The organism is Pseudomonas sp. LBUM1653, from assembly GCF_059716115.1.
The window spans coordinates 6,028,776-6,043,672 of sequence record NZ_CP166803.1 but is presented as its reverse complement, the minus strand read 5'-3'; the positions used below and the strand labels follow the sequence as shown (position 1 = coordinate 6,043,672).

General features: G+C 60.8%; 11 protein-coding genes. 9 read left to right on the top strand and 2 right to left on the bottom strand.

Features of this window, described 5'->3' with window-relative positions; genetic code table 11:
* Positions 1-12: 12 nt before the first annotated feature.
* Positions 13-978 (bottom strand): 2-hydroxyacid dehydrogenase, encoded by a 966-nt coding sequence (locus tag ACA054_RS27195; RefSeq protein WP_497686967.1) that lies wholly within the window; start codon positions 976-978, stop codon positions 13-15.
* Positions 979-1,069: 91 nt separating this feature from the next.
* Here ACA054_RS27195 and ACA054_RS27190 point away from each other — a divergent pair, with 91 nt between their 5' ends.
* From ACA054_RS27190 to ACA054_RS27160, 7 genes are all read left to right on the top strand, one after another.
* Positions 1,070-1,699: a LysE family translocator gene (locus tag ACA054_RS27190; protein WP_008060238.1), complete on the top strand. Its 630-nt coding sequence runs from the start codon at positions 1,070-1,072 to the stop codon at positions 1,697-1,699.
* A 152-nt stretch (positions 1,700-1,851) separates the two neighbouring features.
* Positions 1,852-3,534 (top strand): fatty acid--CoA ligase, encoded by a 1,683-nt coding sequence (locus ACA054_RS27185; RefSeq protein ID WP_497686966.1) that lies wholly within the window; start codon positions 1,852-1,854, stop codon positions 3,532-3,534.
* Positions 3,535-3,871: 337 nt separating this feature from the next.
* Entirely contained in the window at positions 3,872-5,809 is a 1,938-nt protein-coding gene (locus ACA054_RS27180) for a DUF1302 domain-containing protein (RefSeq protein WP_497686965.1), read from the top strand.
* 28 nt (positions 5,810-5,837) lie between these two features.
* The gene (locus ACA054_RS27175; RefSeq protein WP_497686964.1) at positions 5,838-7,202 is read left to right on the top strand and encodes a DUF1329 domain-containing protein; all 1,365 of its coding nucleotides are present in this window, start codon (positions 5,838-5,840) and stop codon (positions 7,200-7,202) included.
* A 318-nt stretch (positions 7,203-7,520) separates the two neighbouring features.
* Complete coding sequence (locus ACA054_RS27170; protein WP_497686963.1) at positions 7,521-10,259, top strand: winged helix-turn-helix domain-containing protein; 2,739 nt, start codon at positions 7,521-7,523, stop codon at positions 10,257-10,259.
* Between the two features lie 77 nt (positions 10,260-10,336).
* Entirely contained in the window at positions 10,337-10,981 is a 645-nt protein-coding gene (locus tag ACA054_RS27165) for an MBL fold metallo-hydrolase (protein ID WP_008060243.1), read from the top strand.
* Positions 10,982-11,085: 104 nt separating this feature from the next.
* Complete coding sequence (locus tag ACA054_RS27160; RefSeq protein WP_497686962.1) at positions 11,086-11,790, top strand: YiaD family glycine zipper/OmpA-like lipoprotein; 705 nt, start codon at positions 11,086-11,088, stop codon at positions 11,788-11,790.
* A gap of 476 nt (positions 11,791-12,266) precedes the next feature.
* On the opposite strand, the gene ACA054_RS27155 is transcribed toward ACA054_RS27160, so the two are convergent.
* Positions 12,267-12,701: a Z-ring associated ZapG family protein gene (locus tag ACA054_RS27155; RefSeq protein ID WP_497686961.1), complete on the bottom strand. Its 435-nt coding sequence runs from the start codon at positions 12,699-12,701 to the stop codon at positions 12,267-12,269.
* 144 nt (positions 12,702-12,845) lie between these two features.
* Between ACA054_RS27155 and ACA054_RS27150 the strand changes: the two genes are divergently transcribed.
* The gene (locus ACA054_RS27150) at positions 12,846-13,490 is read left to right on the top strand and encodes an alpha/beta hydrolase (RefSeq protein WP_497686960.1); all 645 of its coding nucleotides are present in this window, start codon (positions 12,846-12,848) and stop codon (positions 13,488-13,490) included.
* 24 nt (positions 13,491-13,514) lie between these two features.
* Positions 13,515-14,870 carry a tryptophan--tRNA ligase gene (locus ACA054_RS27145; protein ID WP_497686959.1) on the top strand — a complete coding sequence of 452 codons (1,356 nt, stop codon included), beginning with the start codon at positions 13,515-13,517 and terminating at the stop codon, positions 14,868-14,870.
* Positions 14,871-14,897 lie beyond the last annotated feature (27 nt).

Below are 14,897 nucleotides of genomic sequence, written 5' to 3'. Positions count from 1 at the left end.
TGCCGCAGTTTATCAACTGACGACCCGCAGCGCCTTACCGTTGAAGTATCCCTGGGCGTTTTCGGTCAATTGGCCAACGATTCGTTGCCGCGCTTCGCGACTGCCCCAGGCGTTGTGCGGGGTGACGATCAGACGTGGAATGTCCTGGGTCAGCAGTGGATTGCCATTGATCGGCGGCTCCACGCTCAGCACGTCGGTGGCGGCACCGCCCAGGTGACCGTTGCGCAAGGCATCGGCCAGCGCCTGCTCGTCGATCAAGCCGCCACGGGCGGTGTTGACCACGAACGCGCCGGGTTTCATCGACGCCAATTCAGGGGCCCCGATGAAGTGGCAGGTGTGTTCGTTGAGCGGGCAGTGCAGGGTCAGCGCGTCGATTTGCGGCAGCAGTTGTTCCAGCGGCAAGCGGTCTGGCCGGGCGGGGCGCCCCGGAATCTGGCCCAGCAGCACGCGCATGCCAAAGGCTTCGGCCAGTCGCGCGACCGCGCCGCCCAATTCGCCATGACCGAGCAGGCCGAGGGTCTTGCCTTGCAGCTCGACGATCGGGTAATCCAGCAGGCAGAACTGTTTGGCCTGTTGCCAGCGCCCTTCACCGACGGCTTTCTGATAGTCGGCCAGGCGCGTTGCCAGGTTGAGCAGCAGCATGATCGTGTGTTGCGCCACGGATGGCGTGCCGTAACCCTGGCAGTTGCACACGGTTATTCCATGGGCACGGGCGGCCGCGAGGTCGACGTTGTTGGTGCCGGTGGCGGTGATCAGGATCAGTTTCAGATCGGGACTGGCAGCGATGGCGGCCGCGTCGATCCGGATTTTGTTGGTGATGGCGACGCTGGCGCCCTTGAGATGATCGATCACCTGATCGGGTAGGGTCTGGGCGAACAACTGCAGTTCGCTGAAAGCTTCGCGCAGAGGGCTGAGGTCGAGATCGCCCAAGTCCAGGGACGGGTGGTCGAGGAAAACAGCGCGGTGAATGTTCGTCATCAACTGTACCTTTTGTGCAATGAACTGAAGGCGTAATCTGCCGAGCCTACCAGATGAAATAAATAGTTACGCTTGGCCTAAAGGAGCCCCCATGTACTGGACCGAGTTCTTGACCGTTGCGCTGATTCACCTGCTGGCCGTGGCCAGCCCCGGGCCCGACTTTGCCGTGGTGGTTCGTGAAAGCGTGACCCACGGTCGTCGCGCCGGTACCTGGACGGCGCTGGGCGTCGGTACGGCGATTTTCCTCCACGTTGGCTACTCGCTGCTGGGCATCGGCCTGATCGTGTCCCAGTCGATCGTTCTGTTCAACGCGTTGAAGTGGGCCGCCGCCGCTTATCTGCTGTACATCGGCTTCAAGGCGCTGCGGGCGCAACCGGCCAAGGCCGTGACCGACGATCTGCACAAGGAAGCCGGCGAGCGCACCGCGCGGGGCGCCTTCACTTCGGGGTTCGTGACCAACGGTCTGAACCCGAAAGCCACGCTGTTTTTCCTGTCGCTGTTCACCGTGGTGATCAATCCGCATACGCCGCTGGCGGTGCAGGCCGGTTACGGGGTTTACCTGGCGGTGGCGACAGCGATCTGGTTCTGCCTGGTGGCCATGCTGTTCAGCCAGCAGCGCGTGCGCGCCGGTTTCGCCCGCATGGGTCATTGGTTCGACCGGACCATGGGCGCGGTGTTGATCGCCATTGGTGTGAAACTCGCGTTTACCGAGATGCACTGAGCGTAACGGTCCACGATTACTCGCGAATGCTGGCGCAATGCCGGCATTCGCGCGGTTCTGCAAATCATCCCTTTGGCTGATTTGGCTGGCGATAAGGGGCACTACAGTGCTTACTCTACAGTCACGACCGAGCAGTCAGAAAAGGGATTCTTATGTTGCAGACTCGCGTTATCCCCCCAGCCGAAGGCGCTTACCAGTATCCGCTGCTGATCAAACGGCTGCTGATGTCCGGCGCGCGTTATGAGAAAACCCGCGAGATCGTTTACCGCGACCAGTTGCGCTATAGCTATCCGACCCTGATCGAACGGGTCGCACGGCTGGCCAATGTGCTGACGGCTGCCGGGGTCAAGCCCGGGGATACCGTGGCGGTGATGGATTGGGACAGCCACCGATACCTGGAATGCATGTTCGCCATTCCGATGATCGGCGCGGTGATCCACACCATCAACGTGCGCCTGTCGCCGGAGCAGATCCTCTACACCATGAATCACGCCGTGGACCGCTATGTCCTGGTCAACAGCGAATTCGTCGGACTGTACAACGCGATTGCCGGGAACCTGACCTCGGTCGAGAAAACCCTGCTCCTGACCGACCTGCCGGAGAAGACCGCCGACCTGCCAAACCTCGTCGGTGAGTACGAGCAATTGCTGGCAGCGGCAAGCCCGCAGTACGACTTCCAGGACTTCGACGAAAACTCGGTGGCGACCACGTTCTACACCACGGGCACCACCGGCAACCCCAAGGGCGTGTACTTCACCCATCGGCAGTTGGTGCTGCACACCATGGGGGTGTCGACGATCATGGGGGCGATCGACAGCGTGCGTCTGTTGGGCACCAACGACGTGTACATGCCCATCACGCCGATGTTCCACGTGCATGCCTGGGGCCTGCCCTATGTGGCGACCATGCTCGGGCTCAAGCAGGTGTATCCGGGACGCTACGATCCGGAGTACCTGGTGGAGTTGTGGCGCAAGGAAAAGGTCTCCTTCTCGCACTGCGTGCCGACCATCCTGCAAATGGTCCTCAACGCCAAGGCTGCCCAGGACACCGACTTCGGTGGCTGGAAAATCGTCATCGGTGGCAGCGCGCTCAACCGTGCGCTGTACGAAGCCGCGAAGGCCAAGGGCATTCAGCTGACCGCCGCCTACGGCATGTCGGAGACCGGGCCGTTGGTGTCCTGCGCGCACCTCAATGATGAACTGATGGCCGGAACTGAGGACGAACGCACCACCTACCGGATCAAGGCCGGTGTGCCAGGGCCGTTGGTGGAAGCGGCGATCGTCGACACCGAAGGCAACTTCCTGCCCGCCGATGGCGAAACCCAGGGCGAACTGGTGTTGCGCGCGCCGTGGCTTACCGAGGGCTATTTCAACGAACCGCAGAAGGGCGCCGAGCTCTGGGCCGGTGGCTGGCTGCACACCGGGGACGTGGCAACCCTGGACAGCATGGGTGTGATCGACATTCGCGACCGGATCAAGGACGTGATCAAGACCGGGGGCGAGTGGATCTCCTCCCTGGACCTCGAAGACCTGATCAGTCGCCACGTGGCGGTACGCGAAGTAGCAGTGGTGGGGATTGCCGATCCGCAGTGGGGAGAGCGGCCGTTTGCCTTGCTGGTGCTGCGCGAGGGCCAGGCCATCGAAGCCCGGGAACTCAAGGAGCATCTCAAGCCGTTCGTGGAACTGGGGCACCTGAGCAAGTGGGCCATTCCGAGCCAGATCGCCATTGTTACTGAAATTCCCAAGACCAGTGTCGGTAAGCTCGACAAGAAGCGAATTCGCGTCGACATCACCGAATGGCAGGCCAACAACAGCGCCTTCCTCTCGACGCTTTAAGCGTCTCTCGGCGTGCTCAAAAGGGCACGCCAGCCCCACCAAGCAAGCGCTTGGCTTGTCAAATCCGAATTTTCAGCCATTCTTGCCGTGCCGACGGGTGTCGGCATGGCAAAGGACTGTTCCAGAGTGGCTGGCAGGCGCAAATCACACTTTAGAGGGATCAAGCACTACTACCTGCTGGCTATAGTCCGCTCAAGGATTTTTAAGAACGGAGCAAACGCACAAACCGGGGCGATGCAACTTTGGAATGACTTTGGGAAGCCATGGCTCCCTGTTATCCAAGCGTTTTTAGAAGTGCTATTTGCCATAACAATAAAATGCACATGGAGTAGCGTCGATGACATCAGTAAACCAGTTCTGGCGCCGGGCTAAACTGCCTCTGGCCGTCAGCCTTGCCTCTACGCTCGCCGGGCCTGCATTCGGCGTCAGTTTCAACATCGGGGAAATCGAAGGTCAATTCGACTCTTCCCTGTCGGTCGGTGCGAGTTGGTCTACTGAAAGCGCCAACAAAAACCTCATCGGCGTCAACAACGGCGGTCGCGGCCTGTCCCAGACTTCCGATGACGGTCACCTGAACTTCAAAAGCGGTGAAACCTTCTCGAAAATCTTCAAGGGTATCCATGACCTTGAGTTGAAGTATGGCGACACCGGCATTTTCGTCCGTGGCAAATACTGGTACGACTTTGAGCTCAAGGACGAGAGCCGTCCGTTCAAGGACATCAGCGACGACAATCGCAAGGAAGGCGCCAAGTCTTCTGGCGGTCAGATCCTCGACGCCTTCGTCTATCACAACTACGCCATTGCCGATCAGCCGGGTTCCGTACGTCTGGGCAAGCAAGTGGTGAGCTGGGGTGAAAGTACCTTCATCGGCGGCGGTATCAACTCGATCAACCCGATCGATGTGTCCGCATTCCGTCGTCCCGGTGCCGAGATCAAGGAAGGCCTGATCCCGGTCAACATGTTCTACGTGTCCCAAAGCCTGACCGAGAATCTCTCGACCGAAGCCTTCTACCAGATCGAATGGGACCAGACGGTTGCCGACAACTGCGGCACCTTCTTCTCGCAACCGGACGTGATCGCCGATGGTTGCGACCAAAACCTGGCTGTATTGCGCACCCAGAACGGGCTCAACAATGCATTGGCGGCGGCGGGGCTGCCGGCCGGACTGCGTAATGCCGCGATCAACACCCTCGGCGCCAGGGGCGTGACCTGGGGTAACCCGGACGAAGGCGTGATCGTTCGTCGTGGCCCGGATCGCGACGCCCGTGACAGCGGCCAGTTCGGTGTGTCCTTCAAGTACATGTTCGATCCGCTGGATACCGAATTCGGTGCCTACTTCATGAACTACCACAGCCGTGCGCCGATTTTCAGTGGTCAAGGGGCACCGGCGAGCGCCTACAGTGGAGCAGGTCTGGTGGGCGGGCTGGTGGGCGCCGGTGTGCCACTGGGTGTTGCGGCAGGCCTGGCACCGACCTTGTTGCCGTTGGTAGTGGCGGGTAATTCCAACTACTACGTCGAGTACCCTGAAGATATCCGCCTGTATGGCTTGAGCTTCTCCACCACCTTGCCGACAGGCACCGCGTGGAGTGGTGAACTGAGCTACCGGCCGAATGCGCCAGTCCAGCTCAACACCACCGACATCCTGTTCTCCGGCCTGACGCCGCTGAACCCTAACGTTTCCGTGCTCCAGGGCTCGCCAGGGCAGGACCAGCAAGGTTATCGCCGCAAGGAAGTGACCCAGCTGCAAACGACCTTGACCCACTTCTTCGACCAGGTGATGGGCGCCGAGCGCCTGACCCTGGTGGGTGAGGTCGGCTGGACCCACGTCGGCGGCCTGGAAAGCAATTCCGAGGCGCGTTACGGCCGTGACCCGAGCTATGGCCCTGGTCCATTGCCAAACAACCAGTGCGTAGCATTGAACAGCGGAACGCTGGCAGGCGGGCCGCAAAATAACGTCAGTCGCTACTGCGAAAACGACGGCTTCACCACTGCCAACTCCTGGGGCTATCGCGGTCGCGCCATCTGGGAATACAACGACGTATTCGCCGGTGTGAACCTCAAGCCGAACGTGGCCTGGTCCCACGACGTGGAAGGTTACTCCCCTGGCCCTGGCGGCAACTTCGAGGAAGGTCGCAAAGCGGTCAGCCTGGGTGTCGATGCCGAGTACCAGAACACCTACACCGCAAGCCTGGCGTACACCAACTTCTTCGACGGCAAGTACACCACCGTGGATGACCGCGACTTCGTTGCGCTCAGCTTCGGCGTGAACTTCTAAGCACTGTATTTTCAGGACGAGCACACATATGAAAATAACCAAGAGTCTGTTCCACGTCGGTGTCCTAGGGCTTTCGCTGCTGGCGACCGGCGTAATGGCAGCGGTCCCGGCGGCCGAAGCGGACAAGCTGGGCAAGAGCCTGACCCCGATGGGCGCCGAAATGGCGGGCAATGCCGACGGTTCGATTCCGGCCTGGAAACCTCTGCCGAAAAATGCCGGCAGCGTCGACAGCAAGGGCTTCTTGTCCGATCCGTATCCAGGTGAAAAACCGCTGTTCACCATCACGGCGCAGAACGTCGACCAGTACAAGGAAAAGCTCGCCCCGGGTCAGTACGCGATGTTCAAGCGCTACCCGGAAACCTTCAAGATGCCGGTGTACCCGTCACACCGCGGTGCCACCGTGCCGGATGACGTGTTCGCCGCCATCAAGAAGAACGCCACCAACACCAAGCTGGTGTCCGGTGGCAACGGCCTGGAGAACTTTGAAACCGCCATTCCGTTCCCGATTCCGAAAAGCGGTGTTGAAGTGATCTGGAACCACATCACCCGCTATCGTGGCGGCAGCGTGACCCGTCTGGTGACGCAGGCCACGCCACAGCCGAACGGCTCGTTCAGCCTGGTGTACTTCCAGGATCAGTTCGTGTTCCGCGACAAGATGAAAGACTACGATCCGGCGAACCCGGGCAACATCCTGTTTTACTTCAAGCAGAAAGTGACCGCGCCTGCGCGTCTGGCCGGTGGTGTACTGCTGGTCCACGAAACCCTCGACCAGGTCAAGGAGCCGCGTTCGGCGTGGGTCTACAACGCCGGTCAGCGCCGCGTACGCCGTGCGCCACAAGTGTCCTATGACGGTCCGGGTACCGCTGCCGACGGCCTGCGTACCTCCGACAACCTGGACATGTACAACGGTGCGCCGGATCGTTACGACTGGAAGCTCGAAGGCAAGAAAGAGATGTACATCGCCTCCGACGCCTACAAGCTTGACGATCCGAAGCTCAAGTACACCGACATCATCAAGGCCGGCCACATCAACCAGGACCTGGCTCGCTACGAGCTGCGCCGGGTCTGGCATGTGGTGGCGACCCTGAAGGAAGGCCAGCGTCACATCTACGCCAAGCGTGACTTCTACATCGACGAAGACACCTGGCAGGCGGCAGTGATCGACCATTACGACGGTCGCAACCAACTGTGGCGCGTTGCAGAGGCGCATGCCGAGAACTACTACGACAAGCAAGTACCGTGGTACGCCCTGGAAACCCTGTACGACCTGCAATCGGGCCGTTACCTGGCGCTGGGCATGAAGAACGAAGAAAAGTCGGCGTATGACTTCGGCTTCACCGCCACCACCAGTGACTTCACCCCGGCGGCACTGCGCCAGGAGGGTGTTCGCTGACCGGCACTCAATAGAGGCCGCAACCTCTGCAAACGCCCCGACTGGTTCGGGGCGTTTTTTTACTGTAGGAGCGAGCATGCTCGCGATGGTCGTCAACGATAACGCGTGAAACCAGGCACCCCGCGGCGCTCTCGGGTTTTTCGCGAGCAGGCTCGCTCCTACAATAGAACGCAATCTTCCACGATCCATTTCTGCTGCTACCTTGATTCATAGACTTTTTGTAGCCATTTGTAGCAATAACCTTCATTCCCTCCTCGTTTACCGCTAGTCTGCGGACATCTGCAACGCCGCCACCCGCAACACAAACAAGAGCCGGCCATGACTGATCTGTCCCCACCACCCGGTCCTGCAAGCGTCGCTGTCGCCGCGCTGGACGGGCGCTTTTTCCGACCGCCATTGCCCGACGGCCATGTGTTGCGCCCACGCCTGTGCGAGCGCTTGAGCGCCGGTCTCGGTGGCAGGCTGTTGCTGGTCAGCGCACCGGCCGGGTTCGGCAAGAGTTCGTTGGCGGTGGAGTTCTGTCAGGCACTGCCGGCCCACTGGCGCAGTCTCTGGCTGGGGTTGAGCCCGCGAGACAGTGACCCTGGTCGATTCCTCGAGCGATTGCTCGAAGGCCTGCAGGATTTTTTTCCGCAACTGGGCAGGCAGTCCCTCGGGTTGTTGAAGATGCGCCAGCGGCATCAGCCGTTTGCCTTCGAAGAATGGCTGGACGGGCTACTCGACGAACTGGCCGTGCACCTGTCGACAGCGACCCCCCTATTGCTGGTGCTCGATGACTATCATCTGGCCCAGGGGCCGGTGCTCGATCGCTGCCTGCAGTTTTTCCTCAATCACCTTCCCGATGGCTTGCTGGTGATGGTCACCAGTCGACAGCGTCCAGACTGGCACCTGGCGCGGTTGCGCCTGTCGCGCCAGCTGCTGGAGTTGCATGAGCAGGATTTGCGCCTGACCCACGATGAAGCCTTGAGCCTGCTCGATCGGCACAGCAGTTCCTTGCGTGGCGAGGCGCTGGAAAATCTGATCCAGCGCAGCGAAGGCTGGGTTGCCGGGTTGCGCTTCTGGTTGCTGGCCGCCTCCGAGGCAGGCACCCAGGGGGCATTGCCCCAGGCGCTTCACGGCGGGGAAGGGCTGATCCGCGATTACCTGCTCGAAGAGGTGATTGATTGCCTGCCCGCCGAGGTACAAGCCTTTCTCTATGACACCGCCCACCAGGAACGCTTTTGCAGCGAACTTTGCGACGCCGTTCGCGACGCCCATGACAGCGCCGAAATCCTGCGCTTTCTGGCTGCCCATCAGGTGTTCCTGGTGCCGCTGGACGAGCACGGCCACTGGTATCGCTATCACCATCTGTTTTCCGATCTGCTGCGCACCCGGCCTGGCGCGCAATCGATGGTGCCGGCCGCCAGCCTGCACCTGCGCGCCTGTCGCTGGTTCAATGCCCAGGGCCTGCTCGATGAGGCGGTAGAGCAGGCGTTGCGGGCCGGGCACCTGGACGTTGCGGCAAACCTGGTACAAAACCTTTCCGAAGAACAACTGCTGGCCGAACAGAACGTCGGCATGTTGCTGCGCTGGAAAATGGACTTGCCCGATAGCCTGCTGATCAGCACGCCTCGCCTGATTGTGCTCTATAGCTGGGCGTTGGGGCTGGCCTGCCAGCTGGACGCCGCCGAGGAACTGGCCAGCCACCTGAGCCGCTTTCTGCCGGCGCCGTCGGCCACCGCGCAAAAGTCGATGCTGGCGCAATGGCTGGCACTGAGCGGGATCATCGCGCGCGGGCGCGGTAACCGCGAACTGACGATACGTTATTGCACCGAAGCGCTGGAGAGCCTTCCATGCAAGCGCTATGGCCAGCGATTGATGTGCCTCTCGACCCTGTCCAACCTGGCGATTGCCGATGGCGACATGTGGCGCGCCAGGGAATTGAATCGCGACTCCCTGGAGCTGGCGCAACGGGTTGGCAACCCGCTGTTCGAGGCATTGGCCCACTACGACCGCGCTCGAGTATTGCAGGCACGGGGCGAAGTTCTGCGCTCGCTGGATGAAGTCCGACAAGGGCTGCAACGCTTGCAGGGGCTGTCGGCGCAGCGGCTCTATGCCGTACGCGCCCGACTGACGTTGTACGAGGGCTTTCTGTTGGCCGTACGCCTGCAACCACAAGCGGCGCGGCTGCGCTTGCAGGCCGGCTTGAGCGAGGCCCGCGCCTGTCGCGACATCAGCGTCCTGATCGGCCATTGCGTGATCGCCCGGCTTGAAGGCAGCAGCGGTGAATTCGCCAAGGCCTTTGCCGAACTCGCCGAAGCCGAACGGCTGATGCACATCTGGGACGTGCCGCCGATCTACTACCTGGCAATGATTACCCTGGTCAAATGCGAGCTCTGGCTGGCCCAGGGGCGCACCGATCTGGCGCAAGCCTGGTTGACGCGATTGGGGCAGACCTACAACGGCGAGCAGCCGGCCGCACCACCGGAATTCCATCCGCAACTGCCGCTGCATATCGAACTGCAGCAAGCGCTGCTGGAGGTCATTCAGAACCAGCCAATGCTGGCCGAAGGGCGTTTGAATACGCTGCTCGAACATGGTCAGCAAACCGGTCGACAGATGCTCAGTGCAATGGCGCTGACGCAAAAGGTTTCGCTGTTGCTGGGCAGCGGACGCGAACCCGAGGCCCGCAAGGCGCTGGTTCAGGCATTGGACGCCGCAGCCGGGGGCGTGTTGCAACCGTTCGACGGGCTGTTGGCCGAGCATCCGGACTGGCTGCGTGGACAACTTCAACTCTGTACGCCGACCCCGGTGTCCCAGGACCTTGCAGAAAAACTTCCAGCCGTGACCTCTCGCCCGGTGCTGGAGCCCATCCCCGCGTCGGAACAACTCAGCACCCGGGAAATGGCCGTCCTGCGGCTGATTGCCCAAGGCTGCTCGAATCAGGAAATCAGCGACCAGCTGTTCATTTCCCTGCACACGGTCAAGACCCACGCCAGCCATATCAACAGCAAGCTGGGGGTAGAGCGGCGTACACAGGCGGTGGCGCGGGCGAAGGAGTTGGGGGTGTTGGTGTAGCGTCAGGCGCCCCTCACGTCCCGCAATCGGGCACGCCTGTGCCAGAATAGGCCATCCATTTTTTTCCAGGAACATCCATGGACGCTGCCAAACCTGCGCTGATCCGCGAAACCTTCCCCGTCGGCCCTTTGCAATGCAACTGCACGATCATCGGCGATCCGATCACGAAAAAAGCCATCGTGGTCGACCCGGGCGGCAATCACGAACTGATCCTCGCGCGGCTCGATGCCCTGGGCCTGAAGGTGGTCAGCATCATTCACACCCACGCGCACCTCGATCACTTCCTGGCCTCCGGCCAGTTGAAGGAAAAAACCGGCGCCACCCTGCATTTGCACAAGGAAGATCAATTTCTTTGGGACAACCTCGAGATGCAATGCCAGATGTTCGGTGTGCCCTACACGCCGGTACCGTCGCCGGACCGCTGGTTGGCCGACGATGAAGAGCTGGCGTGTGGCTGTGGCGTGGCGTTGCACACACCGGGTCATACACCAGGCTCCATGAGCTTCTGGTTTTCCGAGGCGAAGCTGTTGATTGCCGGGGACACCTTGTTCCGGCGCGGGGTAGGGCGCACGGATTTGTGGGGCGGCGACCAGGCGACCATCGTGCGTTCGATCAAGCAGCGTTTGTATACCCTCGACGAAGAGGCGACGGTCGTGGCCGGGCATGGTCCGGACACCCGCTTGGGTGATGAAATGCGCGAGAACCCTTTTGTTCGCGCGTGAATTGTAACGCGCGGAATTTTTACCGCCGGAAATGATCCAACGCCCGCAAAGGTCCGATGCTTAAGTCCGTTGCACCTCAGAATGCAAAAAAGTAGGAGCTCTTCATGTTCACCACGCCTCGTTTGATTATTGTCGCTACTGCCGTGGCATTGTTGGCCGGTTGCGCATCGCCCAACGCTTACGACAACCAGGGCCAGGCCGATAGCGGCTCCACGGGCATGAGCAAGACCGCGAAATACGGTGGTCTCGGGGCTCTGGCCGGAGCAGTAGCCGGTGCTGCCATCAACCATGACAACCGTGGCAAGGGCGCGCTGATCGGTGCTGCCGTAGTGGGTGCTTCCGCCGCCGGTTACGGCTACTACGCCGACCAGCAGGAGAAAAAGCTGCGTGCCAGCATGGCCAACACCGGTGTCGAAGTGCAGCGTGAAGGCGATCAGATCAAGCTGATCATGCCGGGCAACATCACGTTCGCTACCGATTCGGCGAACATCGCTTCGAGCTTCTACCAGCCGCTGAACAACCTGGCTGGCTCGCTGAAAGAGTTCAACCAGAACCAGATCGAAATCGTCGGCTACACCGACAGCACCGGCGCCCGCCAGCACAACATGGACCTGTCCCAGCGTCGCGCCCAGAGCGTGGCGACTTACCTGACCTCGCAAGGCGTAAGCGGTACCAACCTGAGCGCCCGTGGCGCCGGCCCGGATAACCCGGTCGCCAGCAACGCCGACACCAATGGTCGCGCGCAGAACCGCCGGGTAGAGGTGAACCTGAAAGCGATTCCAGGCCAGCAGTATGGTGGTCAGCAATAAGGCAACGTTCAGCAGTACCCTTGATCGCCTGACTGAACCCCAGGCATAAAAAAACCGCCCGATCCTCAACAGACCGGGCGGTTTTTTTGTGTTGCCAGTTCCGGCCCCTTCGCGAGCAGGCTCGCTCCCACCTTTGAAACGCATTCCCCTGTGGGAGCGAGCCTGCTCGCGTAGGGGTCATTACAGGCAGCGAGGCATTCAGAAACAAAAAAGCCCTCGAACATTCACGTGTCCGAGGGCTTTTTTACACCTGAAACCTGATTACTTCTTCAGGCCGTAATGCTCATCGAGCATGCCCGGCGCGTTCGGGGCTTTCGGTGCGTAGTCGCGCGGCGGTTCCTCCCACCTTTGAAACGCATTCCCCTGTGGGAGCGAGCCTGCTCGCGAAGGGGCCGGCACAGGCAAAGAGGCATTCAGAAACAAAAAAGCCCCCGAACATTCACGTGTCCGAGGGCTTTTTCACACCTGAAACCTGATTACTTCTTCAGGCCGTAATGCTCATCGAGCATGCCCGGTGCGTTCGGGGCTTTTGGTGCGTAGTCGCGCGGCGGTTCCTGATTGCGCGGCGGCGTCAGGCGTTCCCGTGGGGTCTGCGTCGCATCGGCGTGCAGGGAGGCCAGCAGGCGTTGGCGGGTCTGCTCGTCCAGGGCCAGGCGGTTGGCACCCTCGGCGAGATGATCCTGCACTTCCTGATAGCTCGCAGTCAGTTTCTTGACCAGTGTCGCAGTGCTGTTGAAGTGGGTCACCACCTCGTTCTGATAACTGTCGAAACGTTCCTGAATATCGTCCAGCTGACGTTGCGTGCTGCTAGGCGCGGCATTCGGCGCAAGGCGAGCGATCAGGAATCCAATGGCGACACCCACAACCAGGGCAAGAGTCGGCAACAACCAAACTAAGAGCGAGTGTTCCACGAGTCCTTCCTCTATAAACGGCTTTGCTTTACGTTAACGGCTCGAACCTGCGCTGTATACCGCGATTCACTCGCAATAGACAGCTACAGACAATTTGCTAGACGAGTCGACCCGATTCGAGGTCACGGAGTTCCTTCCTTGCTTATGCGTGAAACCCCTGTAGTCATTGATGGCCCGGTCGGCCAATTGGAAGCCCTGCTTCTGGAAAACAAGAGCCTGGACAACGAGCAGCCGCGCGGTCTGGCGCTGATCTGTCATCCGAATCCTGTACAGGGCGGCACCATGCTCAACAAAGTGGTCTCGACCTTGCAGCGCACCGCGCGCGATGCCGGTTTGATCACCCTGCGCTTCAATTACCGGGGCGTCGGTGCCAGCGAAGGCACCCACGACATGGGCACCGGCGAAGTCGACGATGCCCAAGCCGTGGCCGAATGGTTTCGCGCCAAACACCCGGAATTGCCGCTGACCCTGTTCGGTTTTTCCTTCGGCGGTTTTGTTGCAGCAAGTCTCGGCGGACGCCTGGAAGCGCAGGGTGAACAGATCAAGCATCTGTTCATGGTCGCACCGGCGGTCATGCGCCTGGGTGCTCAGGATCAACTGCCACAACATGGCGAATTGACCCTGATCCAGCCGGAAACCGACGAAGTGATCGATCCGCAGCTGGTTTACCAATGGTCCGACAAGCTCGAACGTCCCCATGAGCTGCTGAAAGTGGCAGAATGCGGACACTTTTTTCATGGCAAGCTGACCGATCTCAAGGATCTGATTCTGCCGCGTCTCTCGAATTGATTGCAGTCTGACAAGCGATTACCCATGACGACTCGTACCCGTATCCTCACCGGCATCACCACCACCGGCACGCCGCACCTGGGCAACTACGCCGGCGCCATCCGCCCGGCGATCCTTGCCAGCCGTGACAGCAATGCCGATTCGTTCTATTTCCTGGCCGACTACCACGCCCTGATCAAGTGCGATGACCCGCTGCGCATCCAGCGCTCGCGCCTGGAAATCGCCGCGACCTGGCTGGCCGGTGGCCTGGATGTGGACCGCGTGACCTTCTACCGTCAGTCCGACATCCCGGAAATCCCCGAGCTGACCTGGCTGCTGACCTGCGTCGCCGCCAAGGGCCTGCTCAATCGCGCCCATGCCTACAAGGCCTCGGTGGACAAGAACGTCGAGACCGGTGAAGACCCGGACGCCGGCATCACCATGGGCCTGTACAGCTACCCGGTGCTGATGGCCGCGGACATCCTGATGTTCAACGCGCACAAGGTGCCGGTCGGCCGCGACCAGATCCAGCACGTGGAAATGGCCCGGGACATCGGCCAGCGCTTCAACCACCTGTTCGGCCAGGGCAAGGAATTCTTCACCATGCCCGAGGCGTTGATCGAGGAAAGCGTGGCCACGCTGCCAGGCCTCGACGGTCGGAAGATGTCGAAGAGCTACGACAACACCATTCCGTTGTTCAGCAGCGCCAAAGAAATGAAGGACGCGATTTCTCGAATCGTCACCGACTCCCGTGCACCGGGTGAGGCAAAAGATCCGGACAATTCGCACCTGTTCACCCTGTTCCAGGCGTTCGCCACCCCGGCGCAAGCTGACGAATTCCGCAGCGATCTGCTGCAGGGCCTGGGTTGGGGCGAGGCGAAGAACCGCCTGTTCCAGCTGCTGGACAGCGAATTGGGCGAGTCCCGCGAGCGTTACAACCAACTGATCGAGCGCCCGGCGGATCTTGAAGACATTCTGCAGCACGGTGCGAAAAAGGCGCGGACAGTCGCGACCCCTTTCCTCAACGAGTTGCGCGAAGCGGTAGGTTTGCGTTCGTTCGTTGCCCAGACTCAAGTGGCAGCGACCACCAAGAAGAAAGCCGCGAAGGCTGCGCGTTTTGTCAGCTTTCGTGAAGACGACGGCAGTTTCCGCTTCCGTTTGCTGGCGGCCGATGGCGAGCAATTGCTCCTGTCGCGCAACTTCGCCGACGGTAAAACCGCAGGTCAGGTGACCAAGCAACTGCAATCGGGCCAGCCATTGGACGTGCGCAACGAAGACCTGAGCTTCAGCGTCTGGCTTGAAGGACAGTGCGTGGGCGACAGCCCGGCGTTCGCTGACAGTGCTGCGCGCGATGCTGCGATCAAAGCATTGCGGATCGCCCTGACGCCAGTTCAGGAATAAACGGCTCGGCCCGACCAAGGGCTGATT

Bases quoted from the DNA above. Each gene is read 5' to 3' on its own strand.
- ACA054_RS27195 (WP_497686967.1), bottom strand. From the start codon at position 978: ATGACGAACATTCACCGCGCTGTTTTCCTCGACCACCCGTCCCTGGAC.
- ACA054_RS27160 (WP_497686962.1), top strand. From the start codon at position 11,086: ATGTTCACCACGCCTCGTTTGATTATTGTCGCTACTGCCGTGGCATTG.
- ACA054_RS27170 (WP_497686963.1), top strand. From the start codon at position 7,521: ATGACTGATCTGTCCCCACCACCCGGTCCTGCAAGCGTCGCTGTCGCC.
- ACA054_RS27145 (WP_497686959.1), top strand. From the start codon at position 13,515: ATGACGACTCGTACCCGTATCCTCACCGGCATCACCACCACCGGCACG.
- ACA054_RS27180 (WP_497686965.1), top strand. From the start codon at position 3,872: ATGACATCAGTAAACCAGTTCTGGCGCCGGGCTAAACTGCCTCTGGCC.
- ACA054_RS27190 (WP_008060238.1), top strand. From the start codon at position 1,070: ATGTACTGGACCGAGTTCTTGACCGTTGCGCTGATTCACCTGCTGGCC.
- ACA054_RS27175 (WP_497686964.1), top strand. From the start codon at position 5,838: ATGAAAATAACCAAGAGTCTGTTCCACGTCGGTGTCCTAGGGCTTTCG.
- ACA054_RS27185 (WP_497686966.1), top strand. From the start codon at position 1,852: ATGTTGCAGACTCGCGTTATCCCCCCAGCCGAAGGCGCTTACCAGTAT.
- ACA054_RS27150 (WP_497686960.1), top strand. From the start codon at position 12,846: ATGCGTGAAACCCCTGTAGTCATTGATGGCCCGGTCGGCCAATTGGAA.
- ACA054_RS27165 (WP_008060243.1), top strand. From the start codon at position 10,337: ATGGACGCTGCCAAACCTGCGCTGATCCGCGAAACCTTCCCCGTCGGC.